Here is a 12,917-nt window from a genome sequence, read left to right as displayed (position 1 = left end):
GGCGGCGGCCCGGGGTGGCAACGGCGTTGGCGGGCCCGGCAGTTCACCGCGGGGCCCGGCGACGCGACGGGTCAGCGGGCCGCGCGGTTCACGGCGGAGACGACCGCCTTCAGCGACGCCCGCGTCGTGTTCGCGTCGATGCCGATGCCCCACAGCACGACACCGTCGATCGCGCACTCGATGTAGGAGGCGGCCTGCGCGGAGGCGCCCTCGCTCATCGTGTGCTCCTGGTAGTCCAGCAGCCGCGCGTCCACGCCCGTGGCGGCCAGCGCCTCGAAGAAGGCGGAGATCGGGCCGTTGCCGGTGCCGGTCAGGACCGTGTCCGTACCGTCGACGACCGCCTCGACGGTCAGGGTGTCGCGGCCGTCCGTGTCCGTCGTCGTCTGGCCGGAACGCAGCTGGATGCGGCCCCACGGGTTCTGGGGGTTGGGCAGGTACTCGTCCTGGAAGACCGACCAGATCGCGGTGGGGGTGACCTCGCCGCCCTCCGCGTCCGTCTTCTGCTGGATGATCTTCGAGAACTCGATCTGCATGCGGCGCGGCAGGTCCAGCTTGTGGTCGTTCTTCAGGACGTAGGCGATACCGCCCTTGCCGGACTGCGAGTTGACCCGGATGACGGCCTCGTAGGAGCGGCCGACGTCCTTGGGGTCGATGGGCAGGTACGGGACGGCCCACTCGATGTCGTCGACGGTCTTGCCCTGGGCGGCCGCGTCGGCCTCCATCGCGTCGAAGCCCTTCTTGATGGCGTCCTGGTGGGAGCCGGAGAAGGCGGTGTAGACCAGGTCGCCCGCGTAGGGGTGGCGCGGGTGGACCTCCATCTGGTTGCAGTACTCGGAGGTGCGGCGGATCTCGTCGATCTGGGAGAAGTCGATCTGCGGGTCGACGCCCTGCGAGAACAGGTTCATGCCCAGGGTCACCAGGTCGACGTTGCCGGTGCGCTCGCCCTGGCCGAACAGGCAGCCCTCGATGCGGTCGGCGCCGGCCATGATCGCCAGCTCGGCCGCCGCGACGGCGGTGCCGCGGTCGTTGTGGGGGTGCACGGACAGGCACACGTGCTCGCGCCGGGTCAGGTTGCGGCTCATCCACTCGAAGCGGTCCGCGTGCGTGGACGGCGTCGAACGCTCCACCGTGGCAGGCAGGTTGAGGATGATCTCGCGGCCCTCCTCGGGCTGCCAGACGTCACACACCGCCTCGCAGACCTCCAGCGCGAAGTCCAGCTCGGTGTCCGTGAAGATCTCCGGCGAGTACTGGTAGCCGAAGATCGTCTCGTCGCCCAGGATCTTGTCCGCGTACTCCATGACCAGCCGCGTGCCGTCCACGGCGATCTGCTTGACCTGCTCCTTGGTGCCGCGGAAGACGACCCGGCGGAAGGTGGGGGCGGTCGCGTTGTACAGGTGGACGGTGGCGCGGTGGGCGCCGCGCAGGGACTCCACGGTGCGCTCGATCAGCTCTTCGCGGGCCTGGGTCAGGACGGAGATCGTCACGTCCTCGGGGATCGCGCCCTCTTCGATGATGGACCGTACGAAGTTGAAGTCGGTCTCGCCGGAGGAGGGGAAGCCGACCTCGATCTCCTTGTAGCCCATGCGCACCAGCAGGTCGAACATCTCGCGCTTGCGGGCCGGGCTCATCGGGTCGATCAGCGCCTGGTTGCCGTCGCGCAGGTCGGTCGACAGCCAGCGGGGGGCCTGGGTGATGCGGCCGTCGGGCCAGGTGCGGTCGGGGATGTCCACGGCGTCGTACTGGCCGTACTTGTGGACCGGCATCCCGGACGGCTTCTGCATCCGGGTGGCGTTGGTGACGGGGGTGGGGCGACCAACGGGCTGAGACATGGCGTGCGGCTCCTCGGGCGGTGAGAGGGACGGCCGACTGTCGAGCGCAACACCAGATCCCGCGGGGAGGGGGTCGGCCTACGACTACAGGCCCTCGCCGCGGCAGCTAAGAAGAAGCAGCCCGATACGCATGATGCCGCAGCCTAGCCGAGGGTCGGCGGGAGCGCCGGACCCGTATCAGTATGCGGGACGCCACGGCATACCCGGACAAAAAGTGATGTATACCTCGCCACTGGCGGGTGCCGGTGGTGGCCGGGAACGGTCGTAGGGAAAGCACGCTCCACAATCATGGTGGCGACTAGTGACAGCACCATGACCCAGTGCCACATTTTCGGCCATGGACGCCACCACCAACCCGGTTTTCAACCCGGTCTTCTGCACCATCGTCCCGCCCCATGTCTTCGACCGGCTCATCGAGGCCGAGGACCCCGCGCTCGCCCGGATCGCCCGACGGACCTTCGTCGCGGATGCCGCGCAGCGCACCGAACGCCGGCTGACCACCGTCCTCGGCGCCGAGCCGGCCGCCCCGCCCGCGGGTGCCGCCGCCGACCAGCCGCAGCGCACCGTGTACGACGCCCAGCACTCCACCACGCTGCCCGGCCGCCGGGTGCGCGGCGAGGGCGAGCCGCCGGTCCAGGACGCGACCGTGAACCGCGCCTACTCCGGGCTCGGCGCCACCTTCGAGCTGTACCTCCAGGCGTACGGGCGGCACTCGATCGACGGCAACGGCATGCCGCTCGACGCCACGGTCCACTTCGACAACAGCTACAACAACGCCTTCTGGAACGGCAGCCAGATGGTGTTCGGCGACGGTGACGGCCAGATCTTCCTGGACTTCACGCTGCCCGTCGACGTCATCGGCCACGAACTCACGCACGGCGTCACCCAGCACTCCGCGAACCTGACCTACTTCGGCCAGCCGGGCGCCCTGAACGAGTCCATGTCGGACGTCTTCGGCTCCCTCGTCAAGCAGTACGCCCTCGACCAGGACGCCCACCAGGCGGACTGGCTGATCGGCGCGGGCCTGCTGGCGCCGGGTGTGCACGGGGACGCGCTGCGCTCGATGAAGGCGCCGGGCACGGCCTACGACGACGCGGTGCTGGGCAAGGACCCGCAGCCCGCCACGATGGACCAGTACGTCACGACGGGCCGCGACAACGGCGGTGTGCACATCAACTCCGGCATCCCCAACCACGCGTTCTACCTGGTCGCCGACGCGCTCGGCGGCAAGGCCTGGGAGCACGCGGGTCAGATCTGGTACGACGTGCTCACCTGCGGCCGCCTCGGCAGTCAGGCGATGTTCAAGGACTTCGCCGGGCTGACCGTGATCGCGGCGCGGGACCGCTACGGCGACGGCGCCGAGACCCAGGCAGTCCGGAAAGCGTGGTCGCAGGTGGGGGTTCCGGCCTCCTGAGCCGTACGTGCTGACGTACCGGACCGCGGCTGCTAGACAGAGGCCATGCGTATCGAGGTTTCCCGCTCAGGAGGATTCGCCGGCATCGAGCGCCGGGCCGAGGTCGACACCACGGGCAGGCCCGACGCCGCGGAATGGCACGCCCTGGTGAAGGCGGCGCTCGACGAGGGGCACGACGAACCGCCCCTCGGGGTGCCGGACGGCTTCCACTACACGATCACCGTGGACGGCCGGCCCGTCCACTGCGCCGACCCGTATCTGACGGATGCTCAACGCGAGCTGATCTCAAGGGTGTTGAAGGAGGGAGCGTAGACGCCGGGGAAAGGCGCGTGCGGGCGGGGCGGTCCCCTGCTTGGATCGCCCCATGAGCATCCCTCCCCGCGCCACCCTGGACGGTCTTGAGCACTACTACGACGCGGCTCCCCGGAGTTCGGCGCGTGCCGAGGACTTCGGGCCGCTGACCCTCTTCGTCCGCGAGGGTGCGGGCTGGCCGTTCTACGCCCGGCCCACGCTCGGTCACGTGGGGCCGGTCACGGCCGCCGACGTGGACGCGGTGCGGGCCCGCCAGCGCGCGCTCGGGGCGCCCGAGGCGTTCGAGTGGGTGGCCGAGGTGAGCCCGGGGCTGCGGGCGGCGGTCGAGAAGTCGGGCCTCGCGGTGCACGAGCATCCCCTGATGGTCCTCCACGCCGACGCCCCCGCCGCCGATCCGCACCCCCAGGTACGGGTCCTCGACGCGGCCGACCCCTTGCTGCACGCGGCGCTCGTCGTGCCGCACCTCGCATTCGCCGCTCCCGGTACGGGAGTTGGGGAGGCGGGCCCGGCCGAACTGGCCGCCGAGATCACCTCCCGTGCCGGTGACGGCCGGGCGGAGCAGGTGGCCGAACGCATCCGCGCGGGCCGCACCGCGATCGCGGCCGCCTTCGAGGACGGCCTGCCGCTCTGCTCCGGGATGCACAACCCGGTGGGTGCGGTCACCGAGATCGTGGGGGTGGGCACCCTGCCTTCCGCGCGCCGCAGGGGACTCGGGCGCGCGGTCACCGCGGCCCTGGTCGCCGATGCGCGGGCCGCCGGGGTGACCACGGTGTTCCTGTCCGCGGGCGACACCGATGTGGCCCGGATGTACGCCACGCTCGGCTTCCGTCCGGCAGGCACCGCCCTGATCGCCGAACTCCCAGGCTCCTGAGGGCCGTTGGGCCCGCGCACGGACGCAAGCGTGCGCTCTTGCGCCCCCTCGATCTTCCTGCGTACGGTGTGCGCAACGGGAGAACGTTGTACGCGTCAGTGGTGCGCACCAAGAGGGAGCGAGCGGTGTCGAAGAACGTGAGCCGGGACGAGCGGGGCAACTGGCGGGCCGAGGGTGCGTGGGGGGCGGGCGACTCCGGCGGCACCCGGTTCGACCTGGGCCGGTGGCAGGCCAGGCTCGACACCCTGCGCAAGACGCATCACGTGCCGGGCGCCACCCTAGCCGTGCTCAGCCACGACACGGTCCACGAGCTGGCGAGCGGGGTGCTGCACACCGGCACCGGCGTCGAGGCGACCACCGACTCGGTCTTCCAGCTCGGCTCGCTCGCCAAGACGTACACCGCGACGCTGATCATGCGGCTCGCCGACGCCGGCCGGCTGGACCTGGACGCGCCCGTACGCACGGTGCTGCCCGACTTCACCGTTGCCGACGAAGCGGCGAGCCGCACCATCACGCCCCGGCAGCTGCTCTCCCACACCAGCGGCCTGACCTGCGACTTCACCTATGACTCGGGCCGGGGGGACGACTGTGTCGAGCGCTATGTCGACGCCGCGAAGGGCGTCGCGCTCGACTGCCCCTCCGGCAGCGCCTGCTCGTACAGCAGCCTCGGCTTCAACGTCCTGGGCCGGATCGTCGAGGTGCTGCACGGCACGACGTGGGACCAGGCCCTCAAGGACCTGCTGCTGACCCCGCTCGGCCTGGACCGGACGATGACCCTGCCCGAGGAGGCCCTCCGGTTCCGGGCCGCGATGGGACACCTCGGCGAGTACGGCAAGGACCCCGAGCCGGCCCCGGCCTGGGACCTCATGCCGCGCTCGGCGGGCCCGTACGGCCGGGTCATCGCCAGCGCGGGGGACGTGGCCCGGTTCGCGCGGATGCACCTCGCGGGCGGCACCGCCCCCGACGGGACCCGGCTGCTCTCCCCGGCGGGCGTCGCCGCGATGCAGGCCCGCGAGGTCGACTCCCCCGACAAGTGGACCGTCCACGCGGACGGCTGGGGGCTCGGCTGGACGCTGTACGACTGGAACGGCGTGCAGGGATTCGGCCACGACGGCGCGTCGATCGGCCAGTACGGCTTCCTGCGGGTGGTGCCGAGCGCGGGCCTCGCGCTCGTGCTGCTCACCAACGGCGGCGACGCGCGCCGCCTCTACGAGGAGCTCTTCAGCGAACTGCTCGGCGACCTCGCCGCCGTCCGGATGCCCGCGCCCTTCGAGCCGCCCGCCGAGCCGGTCGCGGTGGACCTGGCGCCGCTGACCGGGACGTACGAGCGCGAGGGCGTACGCATCACCGTCTCCGAGCGGCAGGACGGCCGGGCGCACCTGGTGTACGAGTTCGTCGGCGGCATGAAGGACTTCTCGCCGCCGCTGGAGATGGACCTGGTGGCGGTGACGGACACGGTGTTCGCGGGGGCGGGCTCGGGCGCGTACAGCGCGGACTGGATGCCGGTCGTGTTCGCCACCCTTCCGGACGGCACGCCCTGCTGCTACATCGGCATGCGCTGCGCCCCGAAGGTCTCCTGACCCTCGCCCGGCCCGTCCCGGCCCCGTACGCACCGACCCCCGCCGTGAGCTGCACGCGGCGGGGGTCGGTGTGTACCGAATGGGGCGTACCGGGCGGTCGGTGCGCACCGGGACGCGCGGGGCTCAGAAGCCGAGCTTGCGCAGCTGCTTGGGGTCGCGCTGCCAGTCCTTGGCGACCTTGACGTGCAGGTCGAGGAAGACGGGCGTGCCGAGCAGCGCCTCGATGTGCTTGCGGGACTTCATGCCGACCTCCTTCAGGCGCTTGCCCTTGGGGCCGATGATGATGCCCTTCTGGCTGGGGCGCTCGATGTAGACGTTGGCGTGGATGTCCAGGAGCGGCTTGTCGGCGGGACGGTCCTCGCGCGGGATCATCTCCTCCACGACGACGGCGATGGAGTGCGGCAGCTCGTCGCGTACGCCTTCCAGGGCGGCCTCGCGGATCAGCTCGGCGACCATGACCTGCTCGGGCTCGTCGGTGAGGTCGCCCTCGGGGTAGAGCGGGGGGCTCTCGGGGAGCAGCGGAATGATCAGGTCCGCCACCAGCTGGACCTGCTGGTCGCCGACCGCCGAGACCGGCACGATCTGCGCCCACTCGAAGCCGAGCTCCTTGGAGAGCTGGTCCACGGCGATGAGCTGTTCGGCCAGGGTTTTGGAGTCGACCAGGTCCGTCTTGGTGACGATCGCGATCTTGGGGGTCTTCTTGATCCCGGCGAGTTCCTTGGCGATGAACTTGTCGCCGGGCCCGAGCTTCTGGTCGGCGGGCAGGCAGAAGCCGATCACGTCGACCTCGGCCCAGGTGGTGCGGACGACGTCGTTGAGGCGCTCGCCGAGCAGCGTGCGCGGCTTGTGCAGGCCCGGGGTGTCGACCAGGATCAGCTGGGCGTCGGGGCGGTGCACGATGCCGCGCACGGTGTGCCGGGTGGTCTGCGGGCGGTTGGAGGTGATGGCCACCTTCTGCCCGACCAGAGCGTTCGTGAGGGTGGACTTGCCCGCGTTGGGGCGGCCGACGAAGCAGGCGAAGCCGGCCCGGTGGGTGGGGGCTGCGGAGGTGTCGGCGGCAGGGGTACGAGCGCTCATGCCGCCATTCTCCCCGATCCCGGGCGCCGCGCCGCCCACGCCCCCTGAGGCTCCGCCCCAGACCCCTGCGGGGGCGCCGCCCCCTGCACCCCCATATCGCGCCTGAACGGCGCTCGTCCTCGAACTCCCCCAAGGCCTCAAGGGCCAGGGGGGACCCCCATGACGGGCTGAAGATGCTCGTGCGGGCCCGCACCGATCCTGCTAGGGGCGCGGGGAACTGCGCGACCAGCCCCGCACGGCCCGAGGACGAAAACGGGTCTAGGGGCGCGGGGAACTGCGCGAACGGGCCCCAGTCCGGGCTGGGGGCACCCTAGGCGCGGGCGGCGGCGCGGCGGCGCAGGACGCGGTGGCCCGTGAAGGCCGCGGCCGCGGCCAGCAGGATCGCCAGGGGAAGCCAGGGCAGGGCCAGGAACGACGCCCCGCCCGAGCCCGACGCCCCCTTCGCCGTCGCGGTCAACTTGACGTCGCCCCAGTCCAGTTGGGGCGACCCGCGCCACGCCTCGGTGAGCGTGACCCGCTGCCCGGGCAACAGCTCCGACGGCACCTTCGTCAGGCCCCGGCCGAGCAGCGTACGGCCGAAGAGGCCGGTCGCGCTCAGCCGGACCGCCGGGTTCAGGGTCACGTTGCCCCGGTTGTGCAGCGTGTACGTGATGTCCGTGCGGCTCTCCCCCGCGCCGGGTACCAGCGGCCGGTGCTGGGAGAGCGAGACGTTCTCGACGGCGAGCGCGGGCACGGTGGGCCCGCCGACCCGCAGATAGACCCGCGCGCCGACCGCCTGCTGGATGCCGACCGCGACCTTCCCGTTCGCGGCGGGGCCGGGCGCGACCCGGTCGTCGAGGGCGACGAGCGCCCCCACGTGATCGCCCGGCTCGGCATCCGGCGGCACGGCGAGCGTGAAGGGCACGGTGACCGAGGAGCGGGCCGGGACGGTGACCGTGCTCCGGGCAGGCTTCGTCCAGGCCCCCACCCCCGCCTGCCGCTCCTTCTCCGTGCGTACGGCGAAGCCTCCGTCACGCTCGGTGTTGTACGCGTCGGCCCCGTACAGCCGGAAGGTCAGCGGCGCCGATGTCTTGTTGGCGACGGTGACCTTGTCGTCCAGGGTGGTTCCGGGGTTCGCGGAGAGGTAGAAGTACGGACGCTGGGCGGCGCCCGAACTCGCGGGAAAAACCGACCAGTTGCCGTTGTCGGCGGCGTGCGCCGCGGGCGCGGCGAGCAGGGCGAGCACGACGGCCAGGAGGAGTGCGGACAGCTTGCGCACGGTGCGGGACCCCCGGGGACGGGTGGGCCGGCCGGGTGCGCGCCCGGCCCACGGGTGGACATCAGGTGAGGGTGAGGGTCAGTACGCCGCTGTAGGCGCCGGGCGCGGTGAACGCCGGCACGTCGAGCGAGAGCTTCGCGTCCACGGTGAACTCGCCGCCGGTGAGCGCGGCGTTCGGGGTGGAGGCGAGGGTCGCACCCGCGCTGCCGACACTGCCGGCCGAGCCCGCCGCACATACGGACGGGGAGCCCGCCTTGGCGGAACAGGCCGGGGTCCAGCCGAGTCTGCCCGCGTCGATGGTTCCGGCGGGGCCGGTGAAGTCGGTGACCTTGCCGGTCAGGGACCAGCCCGCGGGGCCGCCGCGGAAGTCCTGGACCGTCACCGTCTGCAGATCGCCGGTGGAGGCGCCGCCCTTGCCGAAGTCGACGGCCTGGAGGTCGACGCTGTCACCGGCCTGGGTCATCGCCAACGTACCTGCGTTCACCGAGGTGTTGAGCTTCTGGCTCGGTCCGGTGGGCGGGGGCCCGCTGTTGACCGTGTACGCCACCGGGCCGGCGCCGTTCGCCGGGTCCCAGGCCGCCCCTTCGTAGGCCACGATCCCGGTGGTCGCCGGGTCGGTGATCTTCGGCCGGGCGGTGAAGTCGCCGTTGGCGTCCGCCTTGAAGGTGATCTTGTCGGCGGTGGTGGCGGTGCCGTTCCAGCCCGCGACGGTGACGTCCGCGTTCGGGGTGAACTTGGACCCGCTGACCGTCGTGCGGTCACCGGCTTGGCCCGAGGCCGGGTCGGCCGTGATGGCACGCTGGTTGACCTGGCCGCCGCCGTCCGTGGCGTTGACCGTCTCGGAGACGGGCGCGGGCGGGTTGGTGACGGTGCAGGGGGTGTCCAGCTCCATGATGTAGCTGGTGTGGATGTTGTAGTCGCCGGGCGAGAGGTTGATCGCACCGGCCTTGGTGGCGGTGAAGCTGCCGCTCATGGAGAACGCCGGGAACGCGCCCTTGCCGGGCACCGGGGCGTTCTTCTTGGGGCCGGTCACGTCCACGGTGCCGGTCTGGGCACCCGCGAGGACGACCTTTCCGGTCGGGGTCATGATGTCGGCGGGCAGGGCGATGTCGACGGGGTTGCTGGCGGCGGGCTTGTTCACCGTGTAGGTGACGGTGACCTTGTCGCCGACCTTGGGCGCCGCCTTGTCGACGGTGACGGTGGCGTTCGTGGTGCCGTCGATGGGCGGGATGCCGGCGATGGCCGGCGGGATGCAGTGCGTGGCGAAATCGACGGGCGTCGCGGCCAGTGCGCTCGCGGGTGCGGCGAGCGCGCCGGTCCCGGCGGCGAGTGCGACCGCCCCCAACACGGCGGCCAGACGCCGTCTTCGACGTTCCGACATGGGCTTGCCCCCCTTCCTGAAGTGGCACAGCGCGGCTCGGCTGCGCCGACAGGGGGCCATTGACGGCTCGGGGCGAAAAGAAGTCAATGGAATCCCGGCGCAGCAACTGATGACCCATCAGATACTGTCAAGATCCCGGCGGATTGCGGCATTTCGCGCCGCGCGCGCCGGTGCCGGGGCACACGAAAAGCCGGCGCCGCCCGGGACGGCACCGGCTCGTTCTGCGCGGTTGTGCGTCAGCTGTCGTGCATCAGCTGTCGTGCGTCGGTCGTCGTGCATCAGCTGTCGTGCATCAACTGTCGTGCGTCGGTCGTTGTACGTCAGTCGTTGCACGTCAGTTGTGGCCGCGGGCCGGCCCGTGGGTCAGAAGACGAACGGGCCCGGCGACTGGGAGGTCGTCGCGTCGCAGTTCACCGTGACCCCGAAGATCACCATCTTCAGGGCGGTGCCGGCGAAGTACGAGTTGAGGCTGTCACCGGCGGCGACGGTGCCCTTCAGCGGGCCGATCTTGACCGAACTGCCCGCGGGCAGCGCGGGGTTGGCCTTGCCGGTGAACACCCTGGTGCCGCCGCCTCCCTTGGCGAGGGTCAGGGTCGCGCTGATCTGGTTGGCGCCGACGGCGACCGGGGTGGTGACGGCCGAGGTCAACGTGATGGTCGCGGCGGTGCCGCTCTGGGTGGCGGTGAGGGTGGCGCCGCCCCCGCCCCAGGTTCCGCAGTCGTACGTGGCGGTCGCCGTGGTGGGTGTGACGGCGGCGGCGCTCGGCGCGAAGGCGAGGCCCGCCACGGCCACCGCCCCCACCGCGAGTGCGGCCCGCGCGACCGGCCTGCTGGTGCTGTTACGCATGATTCCCCTTCCCGTTACAGGGAGTTGATCGTCTGCCGCGTCCATCGACACACGACCGCGCAGCGGCCCCCGCGTGGCCCACGCGCACGGGTGCGCGGGCGTGCGGGCATGGCTCTACGGGGGCGGGGGTGCGTTGTGCTGGTGCGGTGCGGTGCTGCTGCGTTGTGCTTTCGCTTGCGCGGAGGGAGTGCGTCCGACTCCGGTGCGGGGTTGCGGCTCTGCACCCCGCGCCGGTCCGTCGCCTGGATCTGACGGGTCGTCGGATCGACTGTCGTCCATTGATGCGCGGGTGGCTGTGGATTACAAGGGGCGTCGCGTTGATTCTTAACGGGTCGAGCCGCCGCCCCCTACACCCTCCTCCGCCCGCCGGACACGATCCGAGGCCGGAGCGGGGCCGGGGCGCAGGGCCGGGGCGCAGGGTCAGGGCCCGGGGTCAGGGCCCGGGGTCAGGGCCCGGGGTCAGGGCCCGGGGTCCGGGGTCCGGGGTCCGGGCACGACATGGACCACCCAGGCTGGCACCTAGGCGCCAGCCACTTTGGTGCCACCGGAAAGCTCTTCCTGGGGCGTTGCCGGCGGGACAGGATGGTGCTCACCGGAAGGGAGGCGGGGGCAACAAGCCGCCGACCGGCCGGGTAAGTCCTCGCACCATCCGTATCGGCCGCAGACGCCGAAGAACCGTGACCGACCAGGGGGAACACCATGTCCGCGACTGCCCGTCCAATCGCCACCGCGGCCCTCGCACCCATGGCCTCGGTGGCCGGCCTCGGCGCCCCGGCGCAGACGGCGGGCAGCCGGACCCGGGTGAACCCGGCGGGGCGGCCGGACGGAAGAACCCGTGCTCGGAGCCGGCGATCCGGGTGCGGCGGCTCAGTGCCGGAGGGCCGTGGCGGGTGAGGCGCGGGTGCCCGTGCCGTGCCGGGCAGGCCCCGCCGGGTTCGCCTGGCTGCGGGTTCTTCCTGCGGGCGCGGGGAGGGCCGGCCGCCCCCGGCCATGCCGCGGTGGCGCCCACCGTCTGACACCACACCCGCGGCCGCACCCGCGTGGCTCCCACCTTCCGACACCGCATACGCCGCCCCCCTGCCGTCCTCAACCCGTGTGCACGGAAGCTCCGTTGCGCACTCCGCTACACCGAATGAGCAGCGCCTCCCGCAACTCCCGTCGCTGTCAGCCCAGTTACGCAAATCGCATCACCGAGCGAGCACGCCACACCCTTCAGCCCCTTCAGCTCCCCTGACGGCCCGCCCGGCTGCCAGCACCGCAACACCGGGCCGGCGTCACCCCCCAACTCCCGTCGCACCCGGCTGCTTTGCGGGCCGCGACGCTTCCGCGAGCACCGGCCTCGTCCGGTGGCCGTTGCCCGGCCCGGTGCTGCCTCACGCTTCCTGACGCGTCCGCCGCGGGCGGTCAGGCACCTCTTTCGCCACCCCCAGGCCTGTTCAGGCCTGCCCGAATTTCCTGGAGACACCTCATGTCCCGCATGCCCCGTCGTACCGTCGCCGTGCGTGCCACCCTGCTCGCCACCTCGCTGGCCTCCGTGGTCCTCGGCCTGGCCGTCCCGGCAGGTGCCGCCCCGCAGCCCACGGCCCCGGTCGCCTCGGCCTCGGCACCGGCCGCGGACCTGAGCGGGATCACCCCGTTCACCCCGACCGTGCCCAACCCGACCAACGCGACGCGGGCCCAACTCGACGCCGCCGCCAAGAAGAACGGCCTGTTCGCAGCCCCGCAGGCGAGGTCGCTCGCCGCGAGTTCGGTGGGCGGACAGATCAGCCGGGACGAGGTCATATCCCGGGCGAAGACGTGGACCGACGCCGGCGTCCCCTACAGCCAGACCTCCTACCTGACGTCCTTCGGCCAGCGGTACCGCACGGACTGCTCCGGCTTCGTCTCGATGGCCTGGAACCTGGCCACCTCCGCCTCCAACAACTGGGGTGAGACCACCCCCACGCTGGGCGGCTTCTCCTCGTCGATCGCGAAGGAGGACCTGAAGCCGGGCGACATCCTGCTGAACCCCTCGGCGGGCAACGACGGCCACGTGGTGATCTTCAACGGGTGGGCGAACGCCGACCACACCAAGTACAACGGCCTGGAGGAGTCCGGCGGCAGCGGTGGCATCGCACGCACCATCGACTACCCGTACTTCCCCGGTCACGGCACCTTCAGCCCCCGTCGCTACGACAACATCACCGACGCCGGAAGCGGCGACCTGACGGGCGACGGGAAGGCCGATCTGGTCGCGCTGGAGTCGGACGGTTCGATCACCGCCGCCGACGGCACGGGCAACGGATTCTCCAACTACCACAAGATCGCCACCGGGTTCGGCGCGCATGTGAACGCGGACCGCCTCAACTA

General features: G+C 71.7%; 10 protein-coding genes. 5 read left to right on the top strand and 5 right to left on the bottom strand.

Annotated features, from left to right (window positions below; all coding sequences use genetic code 11):
- Positions 1-71: 71 nt before the first annotated feature.
- Positions 72-1,829 (bottom strand): 2-isopropylmalate synthase, encoded by a 1,758-nt coding sequence (gene leuA, locus IE267_RS03885; protein WP_189762180.1) that lies wholly within the window; start codon positions 1,827-1,829, stop codon positions 72-74.
- Between the two features lie 337 nt (positions 1,830-2,166).
- On the opposite strand from leuA, the gene IE267_RS03880 reads away from it, so the two are divergent.
- The 4 genes from IE267_RS03880 (at position 2,167) to IE267_RS03865 (ending at position 6,006) form a co-directional block, all read left to right on the top strand.
- Entirely contained in the window at positions 2,167-3,243 is a 1,077-nt protein-coding gene (locus IE267_RS03880; protein ID WP_189762179.1) for a M4 family metallopeptidase, read from the top strand.
- 45 nt (positions 3,244-3,288) lie between these two features.
- A complete protein-coding gene (locus tag IE267_RS03875; RefSeq protein ID WP_161244636.1) occupies positions 3,289-3,555 on the top strand; it encodes a protealysin inhibitor emfourin in 267 nt (88 codons plus the stop codon).
- Between the two features lie 52 nt (positions 3,556-3,607).
- Entirely contained in the window at positions 3,608-4,426 is an 819-nt protein-coding gene (locus IE267_RS03870; RefSeq protein ID WP_161244639.1) for a GNAT family N-acetyltransferase, read from the top strand.
- 125 nt (positions 4,427-4,551) lie between these two features.
- Positions 4,552-6,006 (top strand): serine hydrolase domain-containing protein, encoded by a 1,455-nt coding sequence (locus IE267_RS03865; RefSeq protein ID WP_189762178.1) that lies wholly within the window; start codon positions 4,552-4,554, stop codon positions 6,004-6,006.
- A gap of 123 nt (positions 6,007-6,129) precedes the next feature.
- Here IE267_RS03865 and era read toward each other — a convergent pair whose 3' ends face one another.
- The 4 genes from era to IE267_RS03845 form a co-directional block, all read right to left on the bottom strand.
- Positions 6,130-7,083, bottom strand: coding sequence for a GTPase Era (gene era, locus IE267_RS03860; RefSeq protein ID WP_161244641.1), 954 nt, complete (start codon positions 7,081-7,083; stop codon positions 6,130-6,132).
- A 310-nt stretch (positions 7,084-7,393) separates the two neighbouring features.
- Positions 7,394-8,341 carry a WxL protein peptidoglycan domain-containing protein gene (locus IE267_RS03855; RefSeq protein ID WP_189762177.1) on the bottom strand — a complete coding sequence of 316 codons (948 nt, stop codon included), beginning with the start codon at positions 8,339-8,341 and terminating at the stop codon, positions 7,394-7,396.
- Between the two features lie 61 nt (positions 8,342-8,402).
- On the bottom strand, positions 8,403-9,722 hold the full coding sequence (locus tag IE267_RS03850) for a beta-xylosidase (protein ID WP_189762176.1): 1,320 nt from the start codon (positions 9,720-9,722) through the stop codon (positions 8,403-8,405).
- 363 nt (positions 9,723-10,085) lie between these two features.
- Positions 10,086-10,568: a hypothetical protein gene (locus tag IE267_RS03845; protein WP_167153342.1), complete on the bottom strand. Its 483-nt coding sequence runs from the start codon at positions 10,566-10,568 to the stop codon at positions 10,086-10,088.
- Positions 10,569-12,036: 1,468 nt separating this feature from the next.
- On the opposite strand from IE267_RS03845, the gene IE267_RS03840 reads away from it, so the two are divergent.
- Positions 12,037-12,917: NlpC/P60 family protein (locus IE267_RS03840; RefSeq protein ID WP_189762175.1), on the top strand; the 881-nt coding region annotated here is incomplete at its 3' end.

The sequence above is a fragment of the Streptomyces xanthochromogenes genome, assembly GCF_014650455.1.
GTDB lineage: Bacteria > Actinomycetota > Actinomycetes > Streptomycetales > Streptomycetaceae > Streptomyces > Streptomyces xanthochromogenes.
This window is presented reverse-complemented; position numbering and strand designations above follow the sequence as displayed.

Excerpts from the sequence above, each read along its gene's own strand:
- IE267_RS03850 (WP_189762176.1), bottom strand. The coding sequence starts at position 9,722 with ATGTCGGAACGTCGAAGACGGCGTCTGGCCGCCGTGTTGGGGGCGGTC.
- IE267_RS03880 (WP_189762179.1), top strand. The coding sequence starts at position 2,167 with ATGGACGCCACCACCAACCCGGTTTTCAACCCGGTCTTCTGCACCATC.
- IE267_RS03870 (WP_161244639.1), top strand. The coding sequence starts at position 3,608 with ATGAGCATCCCTCCCCGCGCCACCCTGGACGGTCTTGAGCACTACTAC.
- IE267_RS03845 (WP_167153342.1), bottom strand. The coding sequence starts at position 10,568 with ATGCGTAACAGCACCAGCAGGCCGGTCGCGCGGGCCGCACTCGCGGTG.
- era (WP_161244641.1), bottom strand. The coding sequence starts at position 7,083 with ATGAGCGCTCGTACCCCTGCCGCCGACACCTCCGCAGCCCCCACCCAC.
- leuA (WP_189762180.1), bottom strand. The coding sequence starts at position 1,829 with ATGTCTCAGCCCGTTGGTCGCCCCACCCCCGTCACCAACGCCACCCGG.
- IE267_RS03875 (WP_161244636.1), top strand. The coding sequence starts at position 3,289 with ATGCGTATCGAGGTTTCCCGCTCAGGAGGATTCGCCGGCATCGAGCGC.